The organism is Streptomyces sp. CNX435, from assembly GCF_059570575.1.
The window spans coordinates 95613-108789 of the sequence record NZ_JCANTA010000025.1 but is presented as its reverse complement, the minus strand read 5'-3'; the positions used below and the strand labels follow the sequence as shown (position 1 = coordinate 108789).

Genomic DNA, 13177 nt, shown 5'->3' with positions numbered 1-13177 from the left:
GGCGTCGGTCGGCTCGGAGAACCTCAAGTCCGACCACTCGGACCACGGCCTCGGCGTCATCGACGCCGCCGCCCCGGGCGGCGACGACTACCAGATCCCGGACACCGTTCCTGTGGACTGAGCGGGAGTGACTCCGCTCGGCCGCACGCCCCGAACGGTCTTGGGCGCACTGGTCCCCGGCGTACTCGACCCCGGGGCAGCGACACGGATCCTGTCCGTGGTCCGATCCCGGGAGGCCGGTTCCCTCACGACCTGGCCATGTGGGCACGGCCAGAGGGCGACGGGGAAGCCCCGAACCATCACTCCGGTGGAGCGGGGGCCCCGCACGCTGGCGCCCTACCCGGCGTCCCAGATCGCACGATCACCGTAGCCCGAACGGCCCGGGCCACCGCAAGCCCACAAGCCGACCATCACACGATCGAGTCACACCACCCTCGTGCACACTATCCGGCCAGCAGTTGGCTACCCCCTCGAAGGACGGATACGTCCTGTCCACCTGGCTCGACGGCGGGTACAGCTCCGGCCCGGGCACCTCGGCCGCCACCGCGCAGGCGTCCGGCGTCGCGGCCCTGCTCGCCAGCACGCACCCGCGGGCCACCCCCGCGGAGCTGCGAAGCATGCTGCTGGCCCAGGCCGACAACCCCGGCTGCCCCGACTTCTACGACCCGGACGGCGACGGAGTCGAGAACGCCGCCTGCAAGGGCGACGACCGGCTCAACGGCTTCTACGGCGCGGGGGTGGTGGACGCCCTGGACGCCGTACGGCGCTAGCCGGCGGAGGCCGGCGGGTCAGATCAGCGCGAACTGCCCCTCCGGGCCCTCCTCGTGGTGGTCCAGCACCGACGCCGGGCGGCGCGCCGCCGCCGGGGCGGGCAGGATGCCCGCCGCCTGCAGCTCCGCCGCCGTGATCTCCGCGTCGTACGAGCCGGACTCCCCGTACCCCGCCGCGGCCCGCAGCTCCGCGAGCAGCGCCAGCACCGTGATCAGCTCCAGCAGCTCCGACGTCCACTCCTGCGGCCACGCCGCCGGCCGTATCGCCGCCAGCGTCCCCGGCTCCGCGGGCTCCATCCGCTCGGCGATCCACTGCTCCAGCACGGAGACGCCGCCCTCCGCGAACTCCCACGCCCCGCGCGGCACCGGCGAGATGCGCCCCGCGCCGAGGAGCAGCGCCTCCTCCTCCGGGTCGTACGACACCTCCGCCGGCCGGGCCGGTATCGCCGCCCGCACATACGGCCGCCGCCCGCCCGGCAGCCGCGGCTTCTCGCCGCCGCGGACCCCGCGCAGCTGCACCTCCAGCATCCGCCGCCCCAGCCCCACCCCGGCCCGCCACGCCTCCGCGTCCCCGGTCAGCGGCACCGCGCAGCCGCGCGGGGTGGCCCGGCCGACCGCCAGCACCCAGGCCAGCAGGTCCTCCGGCGTGACCTTGCCGCCCAGCCGCCGGCCCAGCAGGCGCAGCAGCCGGGGCGCGACGTTGGGCTCCCGGCCCCGGGGCCGCCGGTACAGCGGCCGGATCCGCCCCGGCCGCCCGGCGGGCGACCGCCCGTCCGGCAGCAGCGCGGAGGCGACGACCGCGAACCCACCCGCCCCGGCGGCCCCGCCCGGCCCCTGCGCCACATAGCCCGCCTCGACGGCGAACAACTGCCGGTCGTCCGCGACGCGCCACAGCTCGGGGCGGGCGGCGTCGATGAGCCGGTTGTCGGGGAGGAGCCACTGCCGGTCGTACGCGCCGTGCAGCACCCGCACCGGCTCGGGACACGGCCCCGGCTCCCGCGCCAGCCGCCCGGTCCCGGCCGCCCGCCCGGGCAGCTGGGCGACGGCCCGGTGCGGCGTCCGCGCCCGGGTGGGCCGGAAGAGCGCGTCCCGCTCGGCGCCTTCGGCCCGTACGAGCGCGTCCCACCGGGCCCGCAACGACGCGGAGTCGGGCGCCATGACCCACTCCCGCCCGAGCCGCAGCGGGGCGACGGACCAGGGCATGAGGTCGGCGAGCAGCGGGGCGGAGTGGCTGTCGGGGGACGGGCCCGTGGCCGGCGCGTCCGCCGGCGCCGCCGGGCCGCTGTCCGGCGAACTCCCCATGGACCGTCCTCCCCTCGACTCCCGAGCCGCCCGCAGGGCGCTTCGCATCCTACGATCCCGGTGCGACATCCCCGATGTCCCCGCCAACGGGGCGCCCCATGTCAGACTCCGCCCATGGCCCCCTCCCCGACGACCACCGCGGACGCCGCCGGCACCTGGCGCCTCGGCGACCTCACCGTCAACCGCCTCGGCTTCGGCGCCATGCGCCTGCCCGCCGCGGCGGAGCCGGACGCCGGCGGCCGGCCGCGCGCCCACGCCGTACTGCGCCGCGCCGTCGAACTCGGCGTCAACCACATCGACACCGCCGCCTTCTACTTCTCCCCCCGCCGCTCCGCCAACGAACTGATCAACTCCGCCCTCGCCCCGTACCCCGACGACCTCGTCCTCGCCACCAAGGTCTGGCCCGGCCGCGACCCCTCGGGCGCCTGGGAGTGGGCCGAGCCCGGGCAGATCCGCGGCCAGGTCGAGGAGAACCTGCGCCAGCTCGGCCGCGACCACCTCGACCTCGTCAACCTCCGCCTCCCGCCCAGCCGCCGCCGCGCGAACGGCTCCCTCGCCGACCACTTCGGCGCCCTCGCCGACTGCCGCACGGCCGGCCTCGTCCGCCACCTCGGCGTCTCCAACGTCAGCGCCGGCCAGCTCGCCGAGGCCCGGACGATCGCCCCGGTCGTCTGCGTCCAGAACGCCTACGGCGTCGGCGCGGACCCCGACGAGCAGGCCCTGCTGCGCGCGTGCGGCGAACAGGGCATCGCGTACGTGCCGTTCTTCGCCATCGCGGGCGAGGGCCGGGAGGCGGGCGCCACCGGCACGGACGGCGCGGAGGTCCGGTCCGTCGCCCGCGCCCACGGCCTCACCCCCGCCCAGATCCGGCTCGCCTGGACCCTCCACCAGGGCCCCCACGTCCTCGCCATCCCCGGCACGGGCAACCCCGACCACGTCACGGAGAACGTCGCCGCGGGCGCGGCCCGGCTCACGGCCGAGGAGGCGGAGCTGCTGGGCTGAACCGGACCGGGGGAGCCGCCGTTACGGGGCCTCCAGCGTCATGCTGAACGAGAACCGGTCGCCCCGGTAGCGGATCCGGGCCACGTCCACCACCCGGCCGCCGTCGTCGTACGAGACGCCCGTGTAGTGCAGGATCGGGCTCAGCAGTGGCACCCCCAGCAGCTCGACCGTCTCCGGGTCCGCCAGGGTGGCGGTGACCGTGTCCGTGATGCGGGCGATGCGGATGCCGGCCCGGTCGCGGAGGACCTTCGTCATCGGCCAGCGCTCCAGGTCCGCCGGGTCGATACGGGCGGCGGCCTCCGGACGGACGGTGTTGACGGCCCAGTTGGTGGGTTCGCCGGTGTCGCCGTCGTGGCGGAGGCGGCGGTACGTCATGGCCTCGCCGAGGTCCGGGAAGTACGCGGCGAGGTCGGCGGGGACCGGGGCCGGGCCGTGCGCGAGGAGCGTCGTACGGTCGCCGGACTGCTGGGCGACGATCGCGTCGACCGAGCCCAGCAGCCGGACCGGGGTGGTGCGCCGGGCGGTCTCCTGGATGAACGTGCCGCGGCGGCGGTGGCGGGTGATCAGGCCCTCCTCCTCCAGTTCCTTCAGCGCCTGGCGGAGGGTGAGCACGCTGACGCCGTAATGCTCGGCGAGCTGTTCCTCCGTGGGCAGGCGCAGCGGCGCGTCCGGGGGGCGGCCGAGGATCGAGGCGCGCAGGGACTGCGAGACCTGGTACCACAGCGGCAGCTTCCGGTTGAGCTGGAGCGAGTCGGGCGCGAAGAGGCCGGTCATGGCCTGCTGTGTTCTCTGGGGGAGCCCTCCAGACCCCCTGCTTGCCGCAGCAGCCCCCGCCACACGTCGTCGTAGTCCGCCTGCAGGTGCTCCGCGTCCCGCGCCTGCGGGGTGAGCGTGACCGGCCAGCGGGTCTCGAACATGAACGCCAGCCCGTCGTCGATCTTCTGCGGCTTCAGCTCCGCCGCCGAGGCCCGGTCGAAGGTCTCCTGGTCGGGGCCGTGCGCGGACATCATGTTGTGCAGCGAGCCGCCGCCGGGCACGAAGCCGCCCGGTCCGGCGGTCTTCGCGTCGTACGCGCCCTCGACGAGGCCCATGTACTCGCTCATCACGTTCCGGTGGAAGTACGGCGGCCGGAAGGTGTCCTCGCCGACGAGCCAGCGCGGTGCGAAGACGACGAAGTCGACGCCCGCCAGCCCGGGGGTGTCGGACGGCGAGGTGAGGACGGTGAAGATGGACGGGTCGGGGTGGTCGTAGCTGATGGTGCCGATGACGTTGAAGCGGTGCAGGTCGTAGACGTACGGGACGTGGTTGCCGTGCCAGGCGACGACGTCGAGCGGGGAGTGGTCGTACGTGGCCGTCCAGAGGTTGCCGCAGAACTTGCTGACGACCTTGACCGGGCCGGCCGTCTCCTCGTACGCCGCGACCGGGGCGAGGAAGTCGCGCGGATTGGCCAGGCCGTTGGCGCCGATGGGGCCGAGGTCGGGGAGCGTGAAGGGGCTGCCGTAGTTCTCGCAGATGTAGCCGCGTGCCGTGGCGCCGGCGTCCAGCGGCTCGACGCGGAAGCGGACGCCCCGCGGGATGAGGGCGACGTGGCCGGGCTCGGCGCGCAGCAGGCCGAGTTCGGTGCGCAGCAGGAGGCCGCCGCGCTCGGGGACGATGAGGAGTTCGCCGTCGGCGTCGGAGAAGACGCGGTCCATGGGGGCGTTGGCGGCGTAGAGGTGGATGGCCATGCCGGTGCGCCGGGTGGCGTCGCCGTTGCCGCCGAGGGTCCACAGCCCGGCGAGGAAGTCGGTGCCGGGCGGGGGCTCGGGCAGCGGGTTCCAGCGGAGCCGGTTGGGGTCGGGGACCGCGTCGGCGAACGGGGCGGAGCGCAGGGCGCCGTTGTCGGCGCGCACGAAGCGCGGGTGCGCGGCGGAGGGGCGGATGCGGTAGAGCCAGGAGCGCCGGTTGTGGGCGCGGGGCTCGGTGAACGCGGAGCCGGACAGCTGCTCGGCGTAGAGCCCGAGGGGGGCGCGCTGCGGGGAGTTGCGGCCGGTGGGCAGGGCGCCGGGGACGGCCTCGGTGCTGTGCTGGTTGCCGAAGCCGGAGAGGTACGACAGCCCTTCGGCGGTCTTGCGCGACTGCTCTGCGCTGCTGATCATCGTGGTACCGCCCGCCTTCCCGGCCCTAAGCCTCAGCCATTCCTATGGGGAACCATAGGAATGGTCTCAGGCGTACGCCGACGGCGCCAGCCGGCCCGGGTGCCCCACCGCACGCCCGGACGGCCTGGGCGCCGAAAACCACCGGCGCTGGCTTGGTGCCCGCCCGCCCGCAAAGCACAGGGCCGCACTAAGGTCTGTCGTCCAGCAGCTCGCCCTCCAGCAGCCCCATCGTGAACTGGTCGTACCAGCGGCCGTCCCGCCGGAACACCGACCGCAGCCGGCCCTCCTCCACGAAGCCCACCTTCTTGTAGACGCTGATCGCCGCGTGGTTCTCGGTCACCACCGTCAGCGAGATCTTGTGGAGCCGCATGTCCTCGAAGCCGAAGCGGCACATCGCCCGCAGCGCGTCCGTGGCGTAGCCGCGGCCCCAGTACTCCTTCTCGCCGAGGTAGATGTCCAGTTCGGCCAGTCCCGTCTCCGGTTCGGCGTCGCGCAGCCGGACGAGCCCGATCAAGGCGCCGTCGGCCAGCACCTCGACCGCGTAGAGGACATCGTCGTACGCGTTCGGCGCGCGCTCCTCCAGCTTCCGCCTGACCCGGGCCAGGGACACCGCGTAGCCGTCGTCCATCCAGCGCATCACGTCCGGGTCGTGGTTCCACCGCCACAGCGCGTCCGCCTCCGCAGGCTCGAACGCGCGCAGCCTGACCAGCTTTCCCAAGACCATTCCGTTTCCCCGCTCCGTTTCAGACGTCCTGGATCCGGCGCAAGGGCCGGTCCGCCTCCAGGGCGAAGGCCAGCTCCAGCAGCGTGCGTTCGTCGCCGTGGGCCGCCGAGAGCATCGCGCCGACCGGCACGCCGCCCGCGGCGGCCGGCTCCGCGGCGGGGGCGGGGAGCGAGATGGCGGGGCTGCCGTTGATGTTGTTGATCGGGGTGAAGGCCACGTACGCCCGCAGGCGGTTCAGCAGCTCCTCGTACGGGACGTTGGGGGAGAGGTGCCCGAGCCGCGGGGTGGTGTGCGCGAGGACCGGGGACAGCAGTACGTCGTAGCGGGTGAGCGCCGCGTCGTACGCCTCGTCCGCCGCGCGGCGCAGGCGACGCAGGACGGCCGGGGTGGTGTGCATCCGGCGCAGGTACGTCGCGCGCAGGCCCTTGCTGAGTCCGTCCATCCGGCGGCCGTCGAAGTGCCGGTCGTACACGAACCGGCCGCCGGCGCCGGCGAGGAAGGCGAGCAGGCCCCAGTACGAGATGAAGTCCTGCTCGAAGCGGCCGTCGAGCGGCAGTGCATACGGCTCGACGGTGTGGCCCTGCCCCTCCAGCGCGGTGGCGACCGCGGCGACGGCCGCGCGGGTGGCGGCGTCGGTCGGGGAGCCGGTCGGCGACTCGGCCACCAGGCCGATGCGCAGGCGGCGCGAGCCCGGGCCCTCGACCAGGCCGAGCGGGGGCATGCGCGGGTTGCGCCAGTGCCGTTCGATCGCGGCGAGGAACGCGGCGGTGTCGCGCACGGACCGGCTCACGACGCCGTCGGTGACCATGTCGATCGGCAGCCGGCGGCCCGTCTCGTTCGCCACGACCCGGCCGCGGGTCGGCTTCAGGCCGACGAGCCCGCAGCACGCGGCCGGGATGCGGATGGAGCCGCCGCCGTCGTTGGCGTGCGCGAGGGGCACGGCGCCGGAGGCGACGAGCGCGGCGCTGCCGCCGGAGGAGCCGCCGGGGGAGTAGGACGGGTGCCAGGGGTTGCGGACCGGCTCGTCGTTCTCGTACTCCGTGCTGGCGTTGAAGCCGAACTCCGGCAGCCGCGTCTTGCCGAGGAACGTCATGCCGGTGCTGAGGAACTGGCGCGTGAACGGCGCGTGCCGGGGCGCGGCGTGGGGGGTGAAGGCGGCGCTGCCGTGGCCGGTGGGGAGGCCGCCGTAGTCGGTGTTGTCCTTGAGCAGCGTGGGCACGCCGGCGAGCGGGCCGGTGGCGGTGGCGTCCGTCGTGCCCGTCGCGTACGCGTCGTAGGCGGGGACGGCGACGGCGTGCAGCTCGGGGTCGACGAGGCGGATGCGCTCGACGGCGGCGCGGGCCAGCTGCCCGGCGGTGACCTCGCCGGCGCGGACGAGGTCGGCGAGGGCGACGGCGTCGTGCGCGCCGAGGGCGTCGTCGCGGAAGGCGTGGACGGGCGCGCGGTCGGCGGGTGTCCGGTCGGCGGGCGCGGCGGCGTCCCGGGCGGGGGGCTCGGCGCCGGAGCCGGCGCGTGGCGCGGCGGGCCCGCGCTCGCCGGCGGCGGTGCTCTTCTGCCGGTCCTCGGTGACGTCGTCGGTCATGGCCTGCCTCCCGGTCGCTGGGGCGACGCTGCGACGGCGGCGGCCATCCGGTCCACCGCCTCGGTCAACACCTCGGGCGAGGTGGCGAAGTTGAGTCGCGCATGGCCCACGCCGCCCGTGCCGAACGAAATCCCCGACGCGAGCGCGACCCGGCCGCGCTCCAGGAACACCTCCGCCGGGTCGTCCCCGAGCCCCAGCGCGCGGCAGTCGAGCCAGGCCAGGAACGTACCCTCCGGGATGCGGTACTCCACGTCGGGCAGCCGCTCGGCCAGCAGCCGCGCGAGCAGCCGGCGGTTCTCGTCCAACCCGGCGAGCAGTGCGTCCAGCCACGGGCCGCCGTGCCGGAACGCCGCCACGTGCGCGATGGCGCCGAGGTGGCTGGGCCCGTGCGAGACCTCCTCCGGCAGGAGTGCCAGCTCGCCCGCCGACTCTTCGCCGGCCACCACGACCGCCGCCTTCAGCCCCGCGAGATTCCACGCCTTCGACGCCGACAGCAGCGCGAAGCCGCGGCCGGCCCCGGGCACGGTCAGATACGGCACGTGCCGGGCGCCGGTGCCCGGCGGCACCAGCGGGGCGTGGATCTCGTCCGCGACGACCCGCACCCCGTGCTCCTCGGCGAGCACGGCGACCTGCGCCAGCTCGGCGGCCGTGTGCACGGTGCCGGTCGGGTTGTGCGGGCTGCAGAGCAGGTACGCCGCGCGGTGACCGCCGGCGCGGGCGGCGGTGAACGCCGTCCGCAGGGCGTCTGTGTCGATGCGGCGGTCCTCGCCGAGCGGGGCCTCGATCACGCGGCGGCCCAGGTTCTCGGTGAAGGCGTAGAACGGCGGATAGACGGGGGAGTTGACCACGACGGCGTCCTCCGGGCCGGTGACCAGCTTCAGCATCTCGACGATGCCGAGCATCACGTCCGGCACGAGGGCGATCCGCTCGGCCGGGATCCGCCAGTCCCAGCGCCGCTTCGCGAACTCCGCGAGCGCCTCGGCGTACGGCGCGACCTGCGCGTACCCCGTGTCGCCGAGGTCGATCGCCGCCCGCACCGCCGCGGCGACGGGCTCCGCGAGCAGGGTGTCCATCTCAGCGACCCAGAGGGGCAGCACGTCGGGCGGGTACACCCGCCACTTCATGGACGTCCGCCGGCGCAGCTCGGCGAGCGTCGGCTGGCGCAGCGGGTTCGCCACCAGGGGCGCCACCGGGGGGTCCGGCGTCGACCCGGCGCTCATCGGTGCCCGCCGGCGGGGCGCGGCGGGACGCGACGTGGCGGGACGCGGCGGGCGAAGGGGCTGCGCGATCGGGCCATGCTCGCCATGGTAGGTCCGCCCACCGACAGCGGACCTGCGTTTTCCCGCCTCTCCACGCGACGGTTACCGGCCGGTTGGCGATACGGGCCCCGCAGGCCCGGCGTGCTCCGCAGCCGCCGCGCGTCCTACCCCTCCGCCACCTGCTCCAGCCACCCCCGGTGCGCCCCGGCGAACGGCCCTCTGCCCTCCGCCACCGCCGCCATCAGCCACCCGGCCGACGCCGTCGCCCGTGCCACGGTCTCCTCCGAGTAGCCGTACCGCACCCGGTGTTCGGCGAACTCGTCCTCGTCCAGCAGCCGCGGCTCCCGCTCCCCGCGCCGCCGGGCGACGTCGAGGTCCAGGTCGACCATGGTGACCTCCGCGGCCGAGCGCCACCGCGGCGGCGTGGTGACGTCCACGTACAGGTCGGTGCGCCGCGGCGGGGCGTTGAACTCGGCGGTCCACCAGGCGTCGCGGGGGAAGAGCGCGACGTGCGCGCACTCTAATGTCACGGGCGGGCCCGTGCCCTTGCGCGTCGTGCCGCCCGCCGGCTGGCCGAGCCAGACGCCGTGCTCGTCCTCGCCGAGGCGGCGCATGGTCGTGTTCCAGTGCAGGGTGCCGTCGTACTTGCGGTAGATCACGCGTACCAGGTCGGCCATTGCGGGATCATAGCTCCGGCCGCACCCCGTCCGGCGCCACCCCCGTACCGCTCCCGTGCCGCTCCCGCGCGGACCGGGCGTCAGCCCGACGGCTGCCCGCTGAGCTGGGCGAACTGCAGGCGCAGCCCGTCCACGAGAGCCCGCAGCCCGGTCTCGAACGCGCCCTCGTCCACCTCCCGCCGGTGCTCCGCCAGCAGGTGCGCCCGGCCGAGGTGCGGGTAGTCCTCCGGGGCGTACGCCGCGGGGTCGGCGACGAACCCGCCCGCGAACGAACCCAGCGCGGATCCGGCCACGTAATACCGCATCAGCGCGCCGACGTGGGTGGCCTGCGCCGGGGGCCAGCCCGCCTCGACCATGCCGCCGAACACGGCGTCCGCCAGCCGCAGCGCCGCCGGCCTGCGGCCGGGGCCCTGGGCGAGCACGGGCACGATGTTCGGGTGGGCGGCCAGCGCCGCCCGGTACGACCGGGCCCACGCGAGCAGCGCCCCCGGCCACGGCGTGCCGTCCTCGAACATCGACAGGTCGACTTCCGCGACGACGGCGTCGACGGCGGCGTCCAGCAACTCGTCCTTGGTCGTGAAGTGGTTGTACAGCGACGGCCCGCTGACCCCCAGCTCGGCGGCGAGCCGCCGGGTGGACACGGCCTGCAGCCCTTCGGCGTCGACCAGGGCGAGCGCCGCCGTGACGATGCGCGCACGGCTCAGCAGGGGCTTGCGGGGGCGGGCCATGCCGCACATTTTAGGACCGCCGGGCAGCAGGCCCCCGCGCCGCTGACCGCGAGGTCACGGGCCAGAACGCCGGGTCCGCCGCGGGCCGCGGGCCGGGCGCCGGGTGTCGCCGCCGGTTCGTACGGGCCTAAGCGCTTGCTCAGCACCGGGGGTAGGGTGTTCTCCGCTGTTACCCCCGCACCCGGGAGAGCGGAGAGCGCGCATGCAGGACGTCCAGGAGCCCGCGGCCTGGGGCGACGTCGAGCCGGAGGCGGCGCAGCGGCTGCTCACCGCGGGGGTCGGGGCCTTCGCGGAGCGCGGCTACCACGCCACCACCACCCGCGACATCGCCGGCCGCGCCGGGATGAGTCCTGCCGCGCTGTACATCCACTTCAAGACCAAGGAAGAGCTGCTTTTCCGGATCAGCCGCGTCGGCCACGAGCGGGCCCGCGGAATCATCGCCGCGGCGGCGGAGTCCGGGGGCCCGGCGGGGGAGCGGCTGGCGCGTGCCGTACGGGCCTTCGTGGGCTGGCACGCGGAGCACCACACGACGGCGCGCGTCGTGCAGTACGAACTGGCGGCGCTCGGCGAGGAGCACTACGCGGAGATCGTCGCGCTGCGCCGGGACATCGACCGGCTGCTGCGGGGGATCATCGAGGACGGCGTACGGGACGGCGAGTTCGCGGTGGCCGACGTGCCGGGGACGGCGCTGGCGGTGCTGTCGCTGTGCGTGGACGTGGCCCGGTGGTTCAGCGCGGCGGGCAGCAGGTCGCCGGACGAGCTGGGGTCGCTGTACGCGGACCTGGTCGGCCGGATGGTCGCGGCGACCGGCGGGCGGGACGCGGAAGCAGCGGCTCAGAAGTAGTAGCGGGACACCGACTCCGCGACGCACACGGGCTTCTCGCCGCCCTCGCGCTCGACCGTGTACCGCACGGCGAGCTGGACGCCGTCCGCGACCTCGGTGACGTCCACGATCGTGGCGGACGCGCGAAGCCGGGAGCCCACGGGGACGGGGGCGGGGAAACGCACCTTGTTCGTGCCGTAGTTGACGCCCATGCGCACTCCCGCGACCTCGACGAGCTGCGGGGCGAAGAGCGGCAGCAGCGAGAGCGTGAGATAGCCGTGGGCGATGGTCCCGCCGAACGGACCCCCGGCGGCCCGCTCCGGGTCGACGTGGATCCACTGGTGGTCGCCGGTGGCCTCGGCGAACAGGTCGATGCGACGCTGGTCGACCTGCACCCAGTCCGTATGCCCCAACTGCTCGCCCACCGCGCCCTTCAGCTCGTCGACCGAGGTGAACGTGCGGGGCTCTGCCATGGCGTGCCTCCCGGGGCGGACGGGGGTGAACGGGGGTGAACGGGGATCGTCTAAGCGACTGCTTAGCATGGTCGCGCCACGGGCCGCTGTCAACGGCGTCGCGGCCGGCCGACCGGCCGCCGGCGGCGCCACCACTGACAACGCCCCGCGGACCGCGCCGAGGGCTTCCCTGGCACATACCGACCGGTTAGTCTGCCCGAAACCAGCATCAGAGCAGCCGTGGGAAGGCGGGCGCCGTGGGCAGCGTGCGGGACGCGCGGGCAGTGGTCACCGGGGGCGGCGGCGGCATCGGCGCCGCACTGGCGCGCCGGCTCGCCGCCGAGGGCGCGCGGGTCGCCGTCAACGACCTCGACGCCGCGAAGGCCCGCGCGGTCGCCGCCGAGGTCGGCGGCGTCGCGCTGCCCGGCGACGCCGCCGACGTCGTACCCGCCGCCCGCGAGGCGCTCGGCGGCGGTGTCGACCTCTTCTGCGCCAACGCCGGCGTCGCCACCGGCGGCGGCCCCGAGGCCGCGGACGAGGAGTGGTCCGCCGCCTGGGACGTCAACGTGATGGCCCACGTGCGCGCCGCGCGCGAGCTGCTGCCGGAGTGGCTGGAGCGCGGCGAGGGCCGGTTCGTCGCGACCGTCTCGGCCGCCGGGCTGCTGTCGATGGTCGGCGCGGCTCCGTACAGCGTGACCAAGCACGCCGCGCTCGCCTTCGCCGAGTGGCTGTCGCTGACGTACCGCCACCGCGGCGTCGCCGTGCACGCGGTCTGCCCCCAGGGCGTACGTACCGACATGCTGCGCGCCGCCGGCGCCGCCGGGGACCTCGTCCTCGCCCCCGGCGGGATCGAGCCCGAGGAGGTCGCCGACGCCGTCATGGCCGGCATCGCCGCCGACCGCTTCCTGATCCTGCCGCACCCCGAGGTCGCCGGGTACAGCGCCGTCCGCGCCACCGATCCGGACCGCTGGCTGACGGGGATGAACCGCCTGCAGCAGACCCTGGAGAGCGGGCTGGGATGATGCGGGCGACCACCGGCGCGACACTGGAAGCCGACGACGAAGGGGCGAGACCATGGCGAAGACGACGGGCGGCGACGGCCGGCCGGTGCCGGAGCGGCTGCTCGCCGTCGCCACGCGGCTCTTCGCGGACCGGGGTTTCGACCGCACCTCGGTACAGGAGATCGTCGAGGCGGCGGGGGTCACCAAGGGCGCCCTCTACCACTACTTCGGCTCCAAGGACGACCTGCTGCACGAGATCTACGCCCGCCTCCTGCGGCTCCAGCAGGAGCGCCTCGACCACTACGCGGCCCTCGACGCCCCGGTCGAGCGGCGGCTGCGGGAGGCTGCGGCGGACGTCGTCGTCACCACCATCGCCAACCACGACGACGCGCTCATCTTCTTCCGCTCGATGCACATGCTGGGCCAGGAGAAGCTGAAGGAGGTGCGGGCGGAGCGGCGGCGCTACCACGAGCGCTTCCGCGGCCTGATCGAGGAGGGCCAGGCCGCCGGCGTGTTCTCCGCCGCGACCCCGGCCGACCTGGTGGTGGACTACCACTTCGGCGCGGTGCACCACCTGGGCAGCTGGTACCGCCCGGACGGGCCGCTGTCGGCGCAGGAGGTCGCCGACCACCTGGCGGACCTGCTGATGCGCGCCCTGCGCCCGTAGCGCGGCGCCGCCGGGCCGGGTACGGCACGTACCCGCCGTCCCGCACCCGGCG

At 75.1% G+C, this 13177-nt stretch carries 14 protein-coding genes; 5 read left to right on the top strand and 9 right to left on the bottom strand.

The window, feature by feature from the left end; genetic code table 11:
- Window positions 1–458 precede the first annotated feature (458 nt).
- A complete protein-coding gene (locus T328_RS30500; protein ID WP_496499447.1) occupies window positions 459–770 on the top strand; it encodes a S8 family serine peptidase in 312 nt (103 codons plus the stop codon).
- Window positions 771–788: 18 nt separating this feature from the next.
- Here T328_RS30500 and T328_RS30495 read toward each other — a convergent pair whose 3' ends face one another.
- Window positions 789–2072: a type ISP restriction/modification enzyme gene (locus tag T328_RS30495; protein ID WP_496499446.1), complete on the bottom strand. Its 1284-nt coding sequence runs from the start codon at window positions 2070–2072 to the stop codon at window positions 789–791.
- Between the two features lie 114 nt (window positions 2073–2186).
- Between T328_RS30495 and T328_RS30490 the strand changes: the two genes are divergently transcribed.
- Window positions 2187–3074, top strand: a complete 888-nt coding sequence (locus T328_RS30490; protein ID WP_496499445.1) for an aldo/keto reductase — start codon at window positions 2187–2189, stop codon at window positions 3072–3074.
- A gap of 21 nt (window positions 3075–3095) precedes the next feature.
- Here T328_RS30490 and T328_RS30485 read toward each other — a convergent pair whose 3' ends face one another.
- From T328_RS30485 to T328_RS30455, 7 genes are all read right to left on the bottom strand, one after another.
- Complete coding sequence (locus tag T328_RS30485; protein WP_496499444.1) at window positions 3096–3848, bottom strand: GntR family transcriptional regulator; 753 nt, start codon at window positions 3846–3848, stop codon at window positions 3096–3098.
- A complete protein-coding gene (gene hmgA, locus T328_RS30480; protein ID WP_496499443.1) occupies window positions 3845–5212 on the bottom strand; it encodes a homogentisate 1,2-dioxygenase in 1368 nt (455 codons plus the stop codon). The genes T328_RS30485 and hmgA overlap by 4 nt, the downstream gene beginning before the upstream one ends.
- Window positions 5213–5399: 187 nt before the next feature.
- On the bottom strand, window positions 5400–5936 hold the full coding sequence (locus T328_RS30475; protein WP_496499442.1) for a GNAT family N-acetyltransferase: 537 nt from the start codon (window positions 5934–5936) through the stop codon (window positions 5400–5402).
- Between the two features lie 19 nt (window positions 5937–5955).
- Window positions 5956–7518, bottom strand: a complete 1563-nt coding sequence (locus T328_RS30470; protein WP_496499441.1) for an amidase — start codon at window positions 7516–7518, stop codon at window positions 5956–5958.
- Window positions 7515–8738, bottom strand: a complete 1224-nt coding sequence (locus T328_RS30465) for a MalY/PatB family protein (protein WP_496499440.1) — start codon at window positions 8736–8738, stop codon at window positions 7515–7517. The genes T328_RS30470 and T328_RS30465 overlap by 4 nt, the downstream gene beginning before the upstream one ends.
- Window positions 8739–8941: 203 nt before the next feature.
- Window positions 8942–9454, bottom strand: a complete 513-nt coding sequence (locus tag T328_RS30460) for a DUF402 domain-containing protein (RefSeq protein ID WP_496499439.1) — start codon at window positions 9452–9454, stop codon at window positions 8942–8944.
- Between the two features lie 80 nt (window positions 9455–9534).
- Window positions 9535–10182: a TetR/AcrR family transcriptional regulator gene (locus T328_RS30455; protein WP_496499438.1), complete on the bottom strand. Its 648-nt coding sequence runs from the start codon at window positions 10180–10182 to the stop codon at window positions 9535–9537.
- Window positions 10183–10384: 202 nt separating this feature from the next.
- Between T328_RS30455 and T328_RS30450 the strand changes: the two genes are divergently transcribed.
- Window positions 10385–11026, top strand: coding sequence for a TetR/AcrR family transcriptional regulator (locus T328_RS30450; protein WP_496499437.1), 642 nt, complete (start codon window positions 10385–10387; stop codon window positions 11024–11026).
- Here the strand turns inward: T328_RS30450 and T328_RS30445 are convergent.
- A complete protein-coding gene (locus tag T328_RS30445) occupies window positions 11017–11478 on the bottom strand; it encodes a MaoC family dehydratase (protein WP_496499436.1) in 462 nt (153 codons plus the stop codon). The two genes, T328_RS30450 and T328_RS30445, sit on opposite strands and share 10 nt — an antisense overlap.
- 236 nt (window positions 11479–11714) lie before the next feature.
- On the opposite strand from T328_RS30445, the gene T328_RS30440 reads away from it, so the two are divergent.
- Together T328_RS30440 and T328_RS30435 are read left to right on the top strand one after the other, a co-directional pair.
- A complete protein-coding gene (locus tag T328_RS30440; RefSeq protein ID WP_496499435.1) occupies window positions 11715–12479 on the top strand; it encodes an SDR family oxidoreductase in 765 nt (254 codons plus the stop codon).
- Between the two features lie 52 nt (window positions 12480–12531).
- Window positions 12532–13125, top strand: coding sequence for a TetR/AcrR family transcriptional regulator (locus T328_RS30435; RefSeq protein ID WP_496499434.1), 594 nt, complete (start codon window positions 12532–12534; stop codon window positions 13123–13125).
- Window positions 13126–13177: the final 52 nt, after the last annotated feature.

Excerpts from the sequence above, each read along its gene's own strand:
- T328_RS30490 (WP_496499445.1), top strand. The coding sequence starts at position 2,187 with ATGGCCCCCTCCCCGACGACCACCGCGGACGCCGCCGGCACCTGGCGC.
- T328_RS30485 (WP_496499444.1), bottom strand. The coding sequence starts at position 3,848 with ATGACCGGCCTCTTCGCGCCCGACTCGCTCCAGCTCAACCGGAAGCTG.
- T328_RS30435 (WP_496499434.1), top strand. The coding sequence starts at position 12,532 with ATGGCGAAGACGACGGGCGGCGACGGCCGGCCGGTGCCGGAGCGGCTG.
- T328_RS30460 (WP_496499439.1), bottom strand. The coding sequence starts at position 9,454 with ATGGCCGACCTGGTACGCGTGATCTACCGCAAGTACGACGGCACCCTG.
- hmgA (WP_496499443.1), bottom strand. The coding sequence starts at position 5,212 with ATGATCAGCAGCGCAGAGCAGTCGCGCAAGACCGCCGAAGGGCTGTCG.
- T328_RS30450 (WP_496499437.1), top strand. The coding sequence starts at position 10,385 with ATGCAGGACGTCCAGGAGCCCGCGGCCTGGGGCGACGTCGAGCCGGAG.
- T328_RS30455 (WP_496499438.1), bottom strand. The coding sequence starts at position 10,182 with ATGGCCCGCCCCCGCAAGCCCCTGCTGAGCCGTGCGCGCATCGTCACG.
- T328_RS30465 (WP_496499440.1), bottom strand. The coding sequence starts at position 8,738 with ATGAGCGCCGGGTCGACGCCGGACCCCCCGGTGGCGCCCCTGGTGGCG.
- T328_RS30470 (WP_496499441.1), bottom strand. The coding sequence starts at position 7,518 with ATGACCGACGACGTCACCGAGGACCGGCAGAAGAGCACCGCCGCCGGC.
- T328_RS30445 (WP_496499436.1), bottom strand. The coding sequence starts at position 11,478 with ATGGCAGAGCCCCGCACGTTCACCTCGGTCGACGAGCTGAAGGGCGCG.
- T328_RS30475 (WP_496499442.1), bottom strand. The coding sequence starts at position 5,936 with ATGGTCTTGGGAAAGCTGGTCAGGCTGCGCGCGTTCGAGCCTGCGGAG.
- T328_RS30495 (WP_496499446.1), bottom strand. The coding sequence starts at position 2,072 with ATGGGGAGTTCGCCGGACAGCGGCCCGGCGGCGCCGGCGGACGCGCCG.